Source organism: Streptococcus oralis, assembly GCF_026782235.1.
GTDB classification, from domain to species: Bacteria; Bacillota; Bacilli; order Lactobacillales; family Streptococcaceae; genus Streptococcus; species Streptococcus oralis_CC.
Map to the genome: position 1 here is coordinate 98,512 of NZ_JAKUWE010000003.1, position 14,408 is coordinate 112,919.

General features: G+C 42.3%; 12 protein-coding genes, 1 tRNA gene and 1 other RNA gene. 12 read left to right on the forward strand and 2 right to left on the reverse strand.

The genetic code is table 11. From position 1 onward, the window contains the following. Positions 1-636 carry an SGNH/GDSL hydrolase family protein gene (locus MK396_RS04015; RefSeq protein WP_268723731.1) on the forward strand — a complete coding sequence of 212 codons (636 nt, stop codon included), beginning with the start codon at positions 1-3 and terminating at the stop codon, positions 634-636. A gap of 58 nt (positions 637-694) precedes the next feature. Beyond that, positions 695-1,042, forward strand: a transfer-messenger RNA (tmRNA) gene (gene ssrA, locus MK396_RS04020). Positions 1,043-1,275: 233 nt separating this feature from the next. Here ssrA and MK396_RS04025 read toward each other — a convergent pair. Further along, positions 1,276-1,363, reverse strand: a tRNA-Ser gene (locus MK396_RS04025). Between the two features lie 161 nt (positions 1,364-1,524). Here MK396_RS04025 and MK396_RS04030 point away from each other — a divergent pair. The 5 genes from MK396_RS04030 to MK396_RS04050 all read left to right on the forward strand — a co-directional run bounded on the left by MK396_RS04030 (position 1,525) and on the right by MK396_RS04050 (position 8,512). After that, positions 1,525-2,265: a DeoR/GlpR family DNA-binding transcription regulator gene (locus MK396_RS04030; RefSeq protein ID WP_268723732.1), complete on the forward strand. Its 741-nt coding sequence runs from the start codon at positions 1,525-1,527 to the stop codon at positions 2,263-2,265. Further along, on the forward strand, positions 2,262-3,173 hold the full coding sequence (pfkB, locus tag MK396_RS04035; RefSeq protein WP_268723733.1) for a 1-phosphofructokinase: 912 nt from the start codon (positions 2,262-2,264) through the stop codon (positions 3,171-3,173). The genes MK396_RS04030 and pfkB overlap by 4 nt, the downstream gene beginning before the upstream one ends. After that, entirely contained in the window at positions 3,170-5,125 is a 1,956-nt protein-coding gene (locus tag MK396_RS04040; RefSeq protein ID WP_268723734.1) for a PTS fructose transporter subunit IIABC, read from the forward strand. The genes pfkB and MK396_RS04040 overlap by 4 nt, the downstream gene beginning before the upstream one ends. A gap of 160 nt (positions 5,126-5,285) precedes the next feature. Further along, positions 5,286-6,074 carry a HEAT repeat domain-containing protein gene (locus tag MK396_RS04045; RefSeq protein WP_125841105.1) on the forward strand — a complete coding sequence of 263 codons (789 nt, stop codon included), beginning with the start codon at positions 5,286-5,288 and terminating at the stop codon, positions 6,072-6,074. A 131-nt stretch (positions 6,075-6,205) separates the two neighbouring features. After that, positions 6,206-8,512: a DNA translocase FtsK gene (locus MK396_RS04050; RefSeq protein ID WP_326845827.1), complete on the forward strand. Its 2,307-nt coding sequence runs from the start codon at positions 6,206-6,208 to the stop codon at positions 8,510-8,512. A gap of 44 nt (positions 8,513-8,556) precedes the next feature. On the opposite strand, the gene MK396_RS04055 is transcribed toward MK396_RS04050, so the two are convergent. After that, on the reverse strand, positions 8,557-8,982 hold the full coding sequence (locus MK396_RS04055) for a DUF6556 family protein (protein ID WP_070696963.1): 426 nt from the start codon (positions 8,980-8,982) through the stop codon (positions 8,557-8,559). A gap of 137 nt (positions 8,983-9,119) precedes the next feature. Here MK396_RS04055 and MK396_RS04060 point away from each other — a divergent pair, with 137 nt between their 5' ends. The 5 genes from MK396_RS04060 to MK396_RS04080 all read left to right on the forward strand — a co-directional run bounded on the left by MK396_RS04060 (position 9,120) and on the right by MK396_RS04080 (position 14,386). After that, positions 9,120-10,262, forward strand: coding sequence for a cysteine desulfurase family protein (locus MK396_RS04060; RefSeq protein ID WP_268723736.1), 1,143 nt, complete (start codon positions 9,120-9,122; stop codon positions 10,260-10,262). Positions 10,263-10,270: 8 nt separating this feature from the next. Then, positions 10,271-11,485, forward strand: a complete 1,215-nt coding sequence (gene thiI, locus MK396_RS04065) for a tRNA uracil 4-sulfurtransferase ThiI (RefSeq protein ID WP_268723737.1) — start codon at positions 10,271-10,273, stop codon at positions 11,483-11,485. Positions 11,486-11,621: 136 nt separating this feature from the next. Further along, the gene (locus MK396_RS04070) at positions 11,622-12,446 is read left to right on the forward strand and encodes an alpha/beta hydrolase (RefSeq protein WP_042767727.1); all 825 of its coding nucleotides are present in this window, start codon (positions 11,622-11,624) and stop codon (positions 12,444-12,446) included. Positions 12,447-12,466: 20 nt separating this feature from the next. Continuing rightward, on the forward strand, positions 12,467-13,207 hold the full coding sequence (locus MK396_RS04075) for an esterase family protein (RefSeq protein ID WP_125844902.1): 741 nt from the start codon (positions 12,467-12,469) through the stop codon (positions 13,205-13,207). A gap of 12 nt (positions 13,208-13,219) precedes the next feature. After that, positions 13,220-14,386, forward strand: a complete 1,167-nt coding sequence (locus tag MK396_RS04080) for an ATP-grasp domain-containing protein (protein WP_268723738.1) — start codon at positions 13,220-13,222, stop codon at positions 14,384-14,386. The last annotated feature ends 22 nt before the right edge of the window (positions 14,387-14,408 follow it).

Sequence of the window (14,408 nt, forward strand, 5' to 3'; positions counted from 1 at the left end):
GTGGCAGTACAGTTATTAGAAAATTGGCTCCTAAAAGAGCAGGAGAAGATTCAAACCAAGTATCGTGAATTGAATCAAGTTTCTGTTCTAGAGCCAGATATCATTTTTATTGGTGATTCGATTGTAGAATACTACCCATTGCAAGAGTTGTTTGGGACTGCAAAGAAGATTGTCAATCGTGGCATCCGAGGCTACCAGACGAAACTGTTATTAGAGAATCTAGATGCCCATCTTTATGGTGATGCTGTGGATCAAATTGTTCTCCTAATTGGGACAAATGATATCGGAAAAGATATTCCTATAAATGAAGCCTTGGATAATCTTGAGCGAGTGATCCAATCAATTGCCCGAGATTATCCGTTGTCACAAATAAAGCTCCTATCCATTTTGCCAGTCAATGAGGGAGAGAAATACAAGCAGACTGTTTATATCCGAACCAATGAAAAGATTAGAGAATGGAATCAAGCCTATGAGGCTCTAGTATCCGCCTATATGCAGGTAGATTTTGTGCCGATTTATGATAGTTTGACAGATTCAGAAGGACAACTTCAATCAGCCTATACAACGGATGGTCTCCATCTGAGTGTAGCTGGTTATCAAGCTTTATCAGATACTTTAAAAACGTATCTTTTCTAAAGAATTGGCTTGATTTTGCATTTTTTATGAAGATAGGTTATAATAGTTCTATAATCTTGGGGTCGTTACGGATTCGACAGGCATTATGAGGCATATTTTGCAACCCGTGTGGCGACGTAAACGCTCAGTTAAATATAACTGCAAAAAATAACACTTCTTACGCTTTAGCTGCCTAAAAACCAGCAGGCGTGACCTGATTTGGATTGCTCGTGTTCAATGACAGGTCTTATGATTAGCGAGATACGATCAAGCCTTGTCTAGTGGTTTGATAAGAGATTAATAGACTCGCAGTTCCTAGGCTTGAGTTATGTGTCGAGGGACTGTTAAAACAATACATAACCTATGGTTGTAGACAAATATGTTGGCAGGTGTTTGGACGTGGGTTCGACTCCCACCGGCTCCATTATTCTTTCACCAACCTTGGAAAAACGTTGTTAAATCAACGTTTTTTGTTTTTGCCTTTTGTATTCCTTGGTATTCTTTTGCTAAAAAAGGATATAACAAAGGATACAACATTTTTGTCGTATCCTAGAAATCTATATCCTTTTGTTTTATGAAATCATATAGTGTTTGTATTATTTGATTTTTAAATGCTTGCGATAAAAAAACTGCATTGAGGTGCAGTTTTTCTTTTTTCTACGGAAGACATGGGATTCGAACCCACGCACGCTGTTACACGCCTACCGCGTTTCCAACACGGCCTCTTAAGCCTCTTGAGTAATCTTCCAATACTTACTCAAATAGTCTACCATAAAGCCACTTATCTTGCAATAAAAATTTTGGAAATAAGGAAAATGATAGAATTTGAAAGAAAATGATAAAAAATGCTTGACTTTGATAGAAATTGTGCTAGAATGAATAGTGTAAACGATAACAGGAGGTGATTTGGTGTTAAAAACTGAGCGGAAGCAACTGATTTTAGAGGAGTTAAATCAACATCATGTAGTTTCCCTAGAAAAATTGGTTAGTCTATTAGAAATATCAGAATCAACGGTACGAAGAGATTTGGATGAGTTGGAGGCGGAAAACAAGCTTCGCCGTGTGCATGGAGGAGCAGAATTGCCCCACTCCTTGCAGGAAGAGGAAACCATCCAAGAAAAATCTGTCAAAAACCTTCAAGAAAAGAAACTGCTGGCTCAGAAAGCGGCCTCTCTTATCAAGGAAAAAGATGTTATCTTTATCGATGCTGGAACGACAACTGCTTTTTTAATCAAGGAATTGGTTAATAAGAATATCACAGTTGTGACCAACTCCATTCACCATGCGGTTCAGTTGGTTGAAAAACAGATTCCAACTGTCATGGTTGGAGGAAGTGTCAAGACGGCGACAGATGCTAGTATCGGGGGCGTTGCTCTTAACCAAATCAATCAATTGCACTTTGACCGTGCCTTTATCGGGATGAATGGTGTAGATGATGGCTATTATACGACTCCTGATATGGAGGAGGGAGCCGTTAAGCGTGCTATTTTAGAGAATGCCAAACAAACCTATGTCTTGGCCGATTCGTCTAAGATTGGTCAGACTTGCTTTGCCAAGGTAGCACCTCTCAAACGCGCTATTGTCATCACAAGTCAAGGGCATGAGCTCTTGCAGGCCATTAAGAAGAAAACGGAGGTAATAGAAGTATGATTTATACAGTCACACTCAATCCGTCTATTGACTATATCGTGCGCTTGGACCAAGTTCAAGTCGGCAGTGTCAATCGTATGGACAGTGATGATAAGTTTGCTGGTGGAAAAGGAATCAATGTCAGTCGTGTCTTGAAACGCTTGGGTATTCCAAATACAGCGACGGGATTTATCGGAGGATTTACTGGTAAATTTATCACAGATACTCTGGCAGAGGAAGAAATCGAAACACGTTTTGTCCAAGTAGCAGAAGATACTCGTATCAATGTTAAAATCAAAGCGGACCAAGAAACAGAAATCAATGGAACGGGTCCAAATGTGGAACCAGCTCAGCTAGAAGAATTGAAAGCTATTTTATCTAGTTTGACAGCAGAAGATACGGTTGTGTTTGCAGGTTCGAGTGCTAAGAACCTGGGCAATGTTATCTATAAGGATTTGATTGCATTGACACGCCAGACTGGTGCGCAAGTGGTTTGTGACTTTGAAGGACAAACCTTGATTGATAGTTTAGACTACCAGCCACTTTTGGTTAAACCAAACAATCACGAACTTGGAGCTATCTTTGGAGTGAAACTCGAAAGTTTAGATGAAATCGAGAACTATGCTCGAGAATTGCTGGCTAAAGGTGCTCAAAACGTTATCATCTCTATGGCTGGTGACGGTGCCCTTCTTGTAACATCCGAGGGAGCATACTTCGCAAAACCTATCAAGGGAACAGTCAAAAATTCAGTTGGTGCTGGTGACTCTATGGTTGCTGGGTTTACCGGTGAATTTGTCAAATCAAAAGATGCGGTAGAAGCCTTCAAATGGGGAGTGGCTTGTGGAACAGCAACTACTTTCTCTGATGATTTGGCAACTGCAGCATTTATAAAAGAAACTTATGAAAAAGTTGAGGTAGAAAAACGATGAAAATTCAAGACCTATTGAGAAAAGATGTCATGTTGCTGGATTTGCAGGCGACTGAAAAAACAGCAGCTATCGAAGAGATGATTCATAGCCTGGTAGATCACGGTTATGTGACGGATTTTGAAACCTTTAAAGAAGGAATCTTAGCGCGTGAAGCTCTCACTTCTACTGGTTTGGGTGATGGAATCGCTATGCCTCACAGTAAAAACTCTGCTGTCAAAGAAGCAACAGTTCTCTTTGCAAAGTCAAACAAGGGTGTTGACTATGAGAGCTTGGATGGGCAACCAACAGACCTCTTCTTCATGATTGCGGCTCCAGAAGGTGCCAATGACACTCACTTGGCAGCCTTGGCAGAATTGTCTCAATACTTGATGAAAGATGGTTTTGCTGACAAACTTCGTCAAGTAACATCTGCAGATCAAGTTATTGAACTCTTTGACCAAGCTTCAGAAAAAGCTGAGGAGCCTGTTCAAACAACTGCCAATGAATCTGGCGACTTTATCGTAGCTGTTACAGCTTGTACAACAGGAATTGCCCACACTTACATGGCCCAAGAAGCCCTACAAAAAGTTGCGGCTGAAATGGGGGTTGGAATCAAGGTTGAAACCAACGGTGCTAGCGGTGTTGGTAACCAATTGACAGCAGAAGATATTCGCAAGGCTAAAGCTGTTATCATCGCAGCAGACAAGGCGGTTGAAATGGATCGTTTCGATGGTAAACCGTTGATCAATCGTCCAGTTGCAGACGGTATCCGTAAAACAGAAGAATTGATCAACTTGGCTCTTTCGGGAGATGCTGAAGTTTATCATGCGGCTAATGGAGCAAAAACTACAACAGCATCTAATGAAAAACAAAGTATCGGTGGTGCTTTCTACAAACACTTGATGAGTGGTGTATCCCAAATGTTGCCATTCGTTATTGGTGGTGGTATCATGATTGCCCTTGCTTTCTTGATTGACGGAGCTTTGGGTGTGCCACAAGATAGTCTTGGCAATCTCGGATCCTACCATGAGCTAGCTTCGATGTTCATGAAAATTGGTGGAGCAGCCTTTGGCTTGATGCTTCCAGTCTTTGCAGGATATGTTGCCTACTCTATCGCTGAAAAACCAGGTTTGGTTACTGGTTTTGTGGCAGGTGCTATTGCCAAAGAAGGTTTTGCCTTTGGTAAAATCCCTTACGCTGCAGGTGGTGAAGCAACTTCAACTCTTGCAGGTGTCTCATCTGGTTTCCTAGGTGCCCTTGTTGGTGGATTTATCGCAGGTGCTTTAGTTCTTGCTATCAAGAAATACGTTAAGGTTCCTCGTTCACTTGAAGGTGCTAAGTCTATCCTTCTCTTGCCACTTCTTGGAACAATCTTGACTGGATTTGTCATGCTAGCTGTTAACATCCCGATGGCAGCTATCAATACTGCTATGAATGACTTCCTTGGCGGTCTTGGAGGAGGATCAGCTGTCCTTCTCGGTATCGTTCTTGGTGGAATGATGGCTGTCGATATGGGTGGACCAGTTAACAAAGCAGCCTATGTCTTTGGTACAGGTACGCTTGCAGCGACTGTTTCTTCAGGTGGTTCTGTAGCCATGGCAGCAGTTATGGCGGGAGGAATGGTTCCACCACTTGCTATCTTTGTCGCAACCCTTCTTTTCAAAGATAAATTTACCAAAGAAGAACGTAACTCTGGTTTGACAAACATCATCATGGGCTTGTCATTTATCACCGAGGGAGCGATTCCATTTGGTGCTGCTGACCCAGCTCGTGCGATCCCAAGCTTTATCCTTGGCTCTGCAGTGGCAGGCGGACTTGTTGGTCTTGCGGGTATCAAACTCATGGCGCCACACGGAGGAATCTTCGTCATCGCCCTCACTTCAAATGCCCTTCTTTACCTTGCTTCAGTCTTGGTAGGAGCAATCGTAAGTGGTGTAGTTTATGGTTACTTACGTAAACCATTAGAAAAATAATCACAAATACTCAAATGACTGAACACGAAAGTGGCCAGTCATTTTTTGATGATGGAGTTAGGGAGGACGGTCTTTAAAGTGATATAATAGAGGTAAATCTTAGAGAATTTAAATGATAGAATGCTGAAGTTCTACAAATATCTTAGAGGAGATAAGTGTCATGAGTGATTCTAGAAAAGAAGGAATCGACAAACTAGAAAAGGAACAGCTCGGTCGCAAAAGTCTTACAAAAGAAGCGTTACAAGGAACCTATGCCAGCTTGGTGGAGGAAGATTTTCCTGATTCTAAACGAATTCATTTTATAGCTGATTTAGGTAGGAGCCCAGAAATTGCCTTTCATTTTGAACTCATTTGCAACGATTGGGAGGAAGGAACTGACCTAAATTTTGAAGCAAGTTTTGACCAGCATGGGCAGGAGGGAATAGACTATCTTTTGGAAACTCTCAATCAAGAGGAAGATGAGAGTCAACGCATTTTGATTGTTTATTTCCTAGCGAAAATCCTTTCCAAAGTAAGACATAGAGATTTTTATGCATCTTCTTGCAAGCAAGTACTTCCTGTTCTAATCTCTCTTTTACCTAGTTCAGAAGCTTCGAATCGTAGAAAGCTAATCATTGCCCTAGGTTGGATTGGTTCAATAAGTGAGATAGAAATCTTAGGGCAACATCTCTTGACTGACCAAGATGCACTTTGTCGTGCCTGGTCTGCCAGTAGTTTGATGCAATTATCTTTTCATCAAGTTGAAAAAGAAGTCTTGATGGAGAAAACGAAGGATTTGTTTCGAGAGGCGATTCCAGAAGAAAAGGACTTTCTGGCTTGTGCTCTGATGATAGAAGCAGCTCAAGTTTTATTTGGGAAAAAATGGATTCCTACATCTGCTGTAGAGAAGTTGGAAATCGAAAAGATTGAGAAGGCAAGAAAATCAGCAATTAGATTTTTGAAGAAGTAGTGAGACAAGGTTGTTGAAAAATAATATAGAATAGAAAATTCAGAAATATCAACGAAAGATGATTGTGTCTAGTAGATGCAGTCATTTTTTTGATTTCTCTAGATGTTTCTGAAATATGGTATAATAGAAGAATGGCAAACAAAAATACAAGTAAAACAAGACGGAGACCGTCTAAAGCAGAACTCGAAAGAAAACAGGCTATCCAGAGGATGTTGATTTCCTTAGGAATTGCCTTATTGTTGATTATTGCAGCCCTCAAGCTTGGTGCTGCGGGTGTCACCCTTTATAATCTCATTCGACTGTTAGTCGGAAGTTTAGCTTATGTGGCTATAGGTGGTCTCCTCCTCTATCTTTTTCTTTTTAAATGGATCCGCAAGCAAGAGGGGCTTCTGTCAGGATTTCTCTGTATCTTCGCTGGCTTGCTCTTGATTTTTGAGGCCTATCTTGTCTGGAAGTTTGGTTTGGAGCAGTCAGTTCTAAAAGGGACCTTGGCTCAAGTTATGACGGATCTGACTGGTATGCGGGTGACTAGCTTCGCTGGTGGAGGTCTGCTAGGTGTTGGACTTTATATCCCCATAGCCTTTCTTTTCTCCAATATCGGATCGTACTTTATTGGAGTTCTTTTGATTCTAGTTGGGGCTCTCTTGGTCAGTCCTTGGTCTATTTATGATGTTGCAGCCTTTATTGGAGCCCGGTTCAGATCCTTCATGGAAAAACAGGAACAGAGAAAACAGGAACGCTTCATCAAGAGAGAAGAAGAGAAGGCTCGTCAAGAAGCTGAAGAAGCAGCAAGAATCAAGAGAGAACAAGAAGAACAGGATGCACTACCGCTTCCTCCTGTAGATCCTGAAACTGGAGAAATCTTACCAGAAGTTCCAGACTATGATCTTCCACCAATTCCTGAAAAAGAATGGAATGAACCGGAGATTATCCTCCCTCAAGCTGATTTTGACGTTCCAGATGTGGAAGAAGGCTTTGAGGATGAAGAGGTGCAGGTTGATTTTTCTGCCAAGGAAGCCCTCGAATACAAGCTACCAAGCTTGCAACTCTTTGCCCCAGATAAACCAAAGGACCAGTCTAAAGAGAAGAAAATCGTTCGAGAAAATATCAAAATCTTAGAAGAAACCTTTGCCAGCTTTGGTATCAAGGTGACGGTGGAACGGGCTGAAATCGGCCCATCAGTAACCAAGTATGAAGTCAAGCCAGCAGTTGGTGTACGGGTTAACCGCATTTCCAATCTGGCAGACGACTTAGCGCTGGCTCTGGCGGCCAAGGATGTTCGGATTGAGGCTCCAATACCTGGTAAATCCTTAGTCGGAATTGAGGTTCCTAACTCTGAGATCACAACCGTTTCCTTCCGCGAACTCTGGGAACAGTCTCAAACAAAACCAGAAAATCTCCTTGAAATCCCTCTAGGTAAGGCGGTCAATGGAACTGCTCGAACCTTTGACCTTTCCAAGATGCCGCACCTACTCGTGGCAGGTTCGACAGGATCAGGGAAGTCAGTTGCAGTTAACGGTATCATTGCCAGCATTCTCATGAAAGCAAGACCTGACCAGGTCAAGTTTATGATGGTGGATCCTAAGATGGTTGAGTTATCCGTTTACAATGACATTCCACACCTCTTGATTCCAGTTGTGACCAATCCACGCAAGGCCAGCAAGGCTCTGCAAAAGGTTGTGGATGAGATGGAAAACCGTTATGAACTCTTCGCTAAGGTTGGAGTACGAAATATCGCTGGTTACAATGCCAAGGTCGAGGAATTTAATAGCCAATCTGAGTACAAACAAATACCCCTACCTTTGATTGTTGTCATTGTAGATGAGTTGGCTGACCTTATGATGGTGGCTAGCAAGGAAGTGGAAGATGCTATCATTCGTCTCGGACAGAAGGCGCGTGCTGCAGGGATTCACATGATTCTCGCAACACAGCGTCCATCAGTCGATGTCATCTCTGGTCTTATCAAGGCCAATGTCCCATCTCGTGTGGCTTTTGCAGTTTCATCAGGTACAGATTCGCGAACCATCTTGGATGAGAATGGAGCAGAAAAACTGCTTGGTCGAGGAGATATGCTCTTTAAACCAATTGATGAAAATCATCCAGTCCGTCTGCAAGGCTCCTTTATCTCGGATGATGATGTTGAACGTATCGTAAACTTCATCAAGGCTCAGGCTGATGCGGACTACGATGACAGCTTTGACCCAGGAGATGTTCCTGAAAATGAAGGAGATTTTTCTGATGGTGAAGCTGGTGGCGATCCGCTTTTTGAAGAAGCCAAGGCTTTGGTTATCGAAACCCAGAAAGCTAGCGCTTCGATGATTCAGCGTCGTTTGTCAGTTGGATTTAATCGTGCGACCCGCCTGATGGAAGAACTCGAAATGGCAGGTGTCATCGGTCCAGCTGAGGGAACCAAACCACGAAAAGTATTGCAACAATAAAAAAATAGCTTCTTTCCAAATTTGGAAAGAAGTTATTTTTGTGATTACTGGTTCGTTTTAGTTTCAGAACTCGTCGTATTTGACTGTGTTCCATTATCGCTTGTTTCTTTATTTGTAGCAGGTGTAGAAGAGTCCTGAGTTGTTGTCTTCTGTTCTTCTTTTTTCTCCTCTTTTTTATTGGATTGAGAAGTTTCTTCTTGCGGAGTATTTTCTTTAGTAGAAGTGTTGTCCCTGTTAGGAGTAGTATTTTCCTGAGGGGATTCTTTTTGAATTTCCTTGACAACAGTTGTTTGAGTTGTCGTCGGTTCTTTTTTGTTGTTTTTGTTATTATCCAAAGCGTTCATGATGGTGATAGTAGCAGTGATGAGACCAAGGATACTACCGATGGTAGCAATCGTTTTTTGAAAGACAGTAAATCCCTTTTTGATATGTTCTGTTTTTGGTTTTGAAGTTCTACGATAGTTAGACATGATACTCTCCTTTAATTATGATTTATTATACCTCATTTCTTTAAAAAAATCTTAAAAAAAGAGAAACCTCCCTTTCTTGTCGCAGGTCTCTTTTCGTGATACAATAGAAGGAGTGATTTTAGAAAGCGTGAGAAAACATGATCTACTTTGATAATTCGGCAACGACCAGGCCTTATCCTGAAGCACTTGAAACCTACATGCAGGTCGCTTCAAAAATTGTAGGAAATCCATCTAGTCTCCATCGTTTGGGAGATCAGGCAACACGAATTTTAGATGCTTCCCGGCAGCAAATTGCAGATTTGATTGGCAAGAAAAGTGATGAAATCTTCTTTACCTCAGGTGGTACAGAAGGAGATAACTGGGTCATCAAGGGTGTGGCCTTTGAAAAAGCCCAGTTTGGCAAGCACATTATTGTGTCAGCTATTGAACATCCAGCAGTCAAGGAATCAGCCCTTTGGCTTAAAAGTCAAGGTTTTGAGGTGGATATTGCCCCAGTTGATAGCAGAGGATTTGTGGATGTTGAGGCTCTAGCGAATTTGATACGACCTGATACGATCCTCGTTTCCATCATGGCAGTTAACAATGAAATCGGCTCTATCCAGCCTATTGAGGCTATTTCGAAACTGTTAGCAGATAAGCCAACTATTTCCTTCCACGTTGATGCAGTTCAGGCACTCGCTAAGATTCCGACAGAGGAGTATTTAACTGATCGAGTGGATTTCGCAACCTTTTCGAGTCATAAGTTTCATGGTGTCAGAGGTGTTGGCTTTGTCTATATCAAGTCTGGTAAGAAAATTACGCCTCTTTTGACTGGTGGTGGTCAGGAGCGAGACTATCGTTCGACAACTGAAAATGTGGCAGGGATTGCAGCGACAGCCAAATCTCTCCGTTTATCTATGGAAAAGTTAGATATCTTTACTAATAAGATAGGGCAGATGAAATCAGTCATTCGCCAAGCGCTTTTGGACTATCCAGATATTTTTGTCTTTTCAGCTGAGGAAGACTTTGCCCCTCATATCCTGACTTTTGGGATTAAAGGTGTTCGTGGTGAAGTCATTGTTCACGCTTTTGAAGACTATGACATTTTCATTTCGACAACCTCTGCTTGTTCGTCCAAGGCAGGAAAACCCGCAGGGACCTTGATTGCCATGGGAGTGGACAAGGATAAGGCCCAGTCAGCTGTTCGCCTAAGCCTAGACTTGGAAAATGATATGAGTCAAGTCGAGCAGTTTTTGACCAAGCTAAAATTAATTTACAATCAAACTAGAAAAGTAAGATAGGAGCATTTATGCAGTATTCAGAAATTATGATTCGTTACGGAGAATTGTCAACCAAGCACAAAAATCGTATGCGTTTCATCAATAAACTTCGTAATAATATTTCAGACGTTTTGTCTATATATCCCCAGGTTAAGGTAACCGCAGATCGCGACCGTGCCCACGCTTACCTCAATGGAGCAGATTACACAGCAGTAGCAGAATCGCTCAAACAAGTCTTTGGGATTCAAAATTTTTCTCCTGTGTATAAGATTGAAAAGTCAGTGGAAGTTCTGAAGTCTGCTGTCCAAGAGATTATGAAGGAAATCTACAAGGAAGGCATGACCTTTAAAATCACTAGCAAGCGTAGCGATCACAACTTTGAATTGGACAGTCGTGAACTCAATCAAACTCTTGGTGGAGCTGTTTTCGAGGCTATTCCAAACGTGCAAGCTCAGATGAAAAATCCAGATATTAATCTTCAGGTTGAGATTCGTGAAGAGGCTGCCTATCTTTCCTATGAAACTTTTCGTGGAGCAGGAGGATTACCTGTGGGAAGTTCTGGTAAAGGTATGCTCATGTTGTCAGGAGGAATTGATTCACCTGTGGCAGGTTATCTAGCTCTTAAACGTGGGGTAGATATTGAAGCCGTCCACTTTGCTAGCCCGCCATACACAAGTCCTGGTGCCCCCAAGAAAGCCCACGATTTGACTCGGAAATTGACCAAGTTTGGGGGCAATATCCAGTTTATCGAGGTGCCTTTCACAGAGATTCAAGAGGAAATCAAGGCTAAAGCGCCAGAAGCCTACCTTATGACCTTGACACGACGTTTTATGATGCGGATTACCGACCGTATTCGTGAGATACGAAAAGGTTTAATTATCATTAATGGGGAAAGTCTTGGTCAAGTAGCCAGCCAGACCTTGGAAAGCATGCAGACTATCAACGCTGTGACCAGCACTCCAGTCATTCGTCCCTTGGTTACCATGGACAAGTTGGAAATCATTGACATCGCGCAGGAAATCGATACCTTTGAAATTTCAATCCAGCCTTTTGAAGACTGCTGTACTATTTTTGCACCTGACCGTCCTAAGACCAATCCTAAGATAGAGAATGCAGAGCAGTATGAAAAACGCATGGATGTTGAAGGCTTGGTTGAGCGAGCAGTGGCTGGGATTATGATTACTGAAATCACTCCCCAGGTTGAAAAAGATGCTGTCGATGAGTTAATTGACAATCTCCTCTAATCAGAAAATCCAGAAGAATTCAGAAAAACAAATGAAGAAAGTTAGTTATTTATCCTTAAAATGGACATTAACTGACTTTTTTTCTATTTTTGTGGTATAATAAGATAAAATTTTGAATATAGAGAGTTTTCTGACAATGAATCATTCCTACTTTTACTTAAAAATGAAAGAACACAAACTCAAGGTTCCTTATACAGGAAAGGAGCGTCGTGTGCGTGTTCTTCTGCCTAAAGACTACGAGAAAGACACAGATCGTTTTTATCCTGTTGTTTACTTTCATGATGGACAAAATGTCTTTTACAGCAAGGAGTCTTATATCGGACACTCTTGGAAGATTATTCCAGCCATTAAGCGAAATCCTGATATCAGTCGCATGATTGTCGTTGCCATAGATAATGATGGTATGGGGCGGATGAATGAGTATGCAGCTTGGAAGTTTCAAGAATCTCCTATCCCAGGCCAGCAGTTTGGTGGTAAGGGTGTGGAGTATGCCGAGTTTGTCATGGAAGTGGTCAAGCCTTTTATCGATGAAACCTATCGTACCAAAGCTGATCGCCAGCACACGGCTATGATTGGTTCGTCACTAGGAGGCAATATTACCCAGTTTATCGGACTGGAATACCAAGATCGAATTGGTTGTCTAGGTGTCTTCTCATCTGCCAACTGGCTTCACCAAGAAGCCTTTAACCGCTATATCGAGCGCAAGAAATTGTCGCCTGAACAGCGCATTTTCATCTATGTAGGAACAGAAGAAGCAGACGATACAGACAAGACTCTGATGGCTGGCAATATCAAGCAAGCCTATATCGACTCGTCGCTTCGCTATTACCATGATTTGATTGCAGGTGGAGTAGGCTTGGATAATCTTGTCTTGAAAGTTCAGTCTGGTGCCATCCATAGTGAGATTCCATGGTCGGAAAATTTACCAGACTGTCTCCGATTTTTTGCGGAGAAATGGTAAGTTAGGAAAGGAGAAAGCCAATGCATATTGAAAACCTTAGCCACTGGAGTGGCAATCTTAACCGTGAGATGTACCTCAACCGTTATGGACATGCTGGGATTCCAGTTGTTGTTTTTGCTTCATCTGGTGGCAGTCACAACGAATACTATGATTTTGGCATGATTGATGCCTGTGCTTCCTTTATAGAGGAAGGGCGAGTCCAGTTCTTTACTCTCTCCAGCGTAGACAGTGAGAGCTGGTTAGCCACTTGGAAAAATGGTCATGACCAGGCGGAGATGCATCGTGCCTACGAACGCTATGTAATTGAGGAAGCCATTCCTTTTATCAAGCATAAGACAGGTTGGTTTGATGGCATGATGACGACAGGTTGCTCGATGGGGGCCTATCATGCACTCAATTTCTTTCTCCAGCATCCAGATGTCTTTACCAAGGTGGTTGCCCTCAGTGGTGTTTACGACGCGCGTTTCTTTGTCGGCGATTACTACAATGATGATGCTATTTACCAAAATTCGCCAGTAGATTATATCTGGAATCAAAACGACGGATGGTTTATCGATCGATACCGTCAGGCAGAAATCGTCGTCTGTACGGGCCTTGGTGCTTGGGAACAAGACGGTCTACCATCTTTCTACAAGCTCAAAGAAGCCTTTGACCAGAAACAAATTCCAGCCTGGTTTGCTGAATGGGGACACGATGTCGCCCACGACTGGGAATGGTGGCGTAAACAAATGCCCTATTTTCTTGGACACCTGTATCTATAAAAGGAGTTGCCTATGAATTACCTTGTTATTTCTCCCTACTATCCGCAAAACTTCCAACAATTTACCATCGAGTTAGCCAATAAAGGCATCACCGTTTTGGGGATTGGTCAAGAACCTTACGAACAGCTAGATGAACCTTTGCGCAATAGCCTGACTGAGTATTTCCGTGTGGACAATCTTGAGAACATAGACGAAGTCAAACGTGCAGTAGCTTTTCTTTTCTACAAGCATGGCCCAATCGACCGCATCGAGTCCCACAATGAATACTGGCTTGAGCTGGACGCGACACTCAGAGAGCAATTCAATGTCTTTGGAGCCAAACCAGAGGATCTTAAAAAAACCAAGTTTAAGTCTGAGATGAAGAAACTTTTCAAAAAAGCAGGCGTCCCTGTGGTACCTGGTGCTGTTATCCAGACGGAAGCAGATGTGGATAAAGCTGTGAACGAAATCGGACTACCAATGATTGCTAAACCTGACAATGGAGTGGGAGCAGCAGCGACCTTTAAGCTTGAGACAGAAGACGATGTAAATCACTTTAAGGCTGAATGGGACCATTCAACCGTGTATTTCTTTGAAAAATTTGTCACTTCTAGCGAAATCTGTACTTTTGACGGACTTGTGGACAAGGATGGCAACATCGTCTTTTCAACGACTTTTGATTATGCCCATACACCACTTGATTTGATGATTTATAAGATGGACAATTCCTACTATGTACTCAAGGATATGGATCCAAAACTGCGCAAGTATGGTGAGGCCATAGTCAAGGAATTTGGAATGAGAGAACGCTTTTTCCATATCGAGTTTTTCCGTGACGGGGACGACTACATTGCCATTGAGTACAATAATCGTCCTGCAGGTGGCTTTACCATTGATGTTTATAACTTCGCTCACTCCTTGGATCTCTATCGAGGTTATGCGGCGATTGTTGCAGGTGAAGAATTCCCAGCATCAGAGTTTGAACCACAATACTGTTTAGCTACATCACGTCGTGCCAATGCCAATTATGTTTATTCAGAAGAGGATCTTCTTGCCAAATACAGCCAGCAATTCAAGGTCAAAAAAATCATGCCAGCAGCCTTTGCAGAGCTACAAGGGGACTACCTTTATATGCTGACTACTCCGAGTCGCCAAGAGATGGAGCAGATGATTGCAGACTTTGGTCAGCGTCAAGAGTAACGAAAAGGATGAAGGGAGTTTG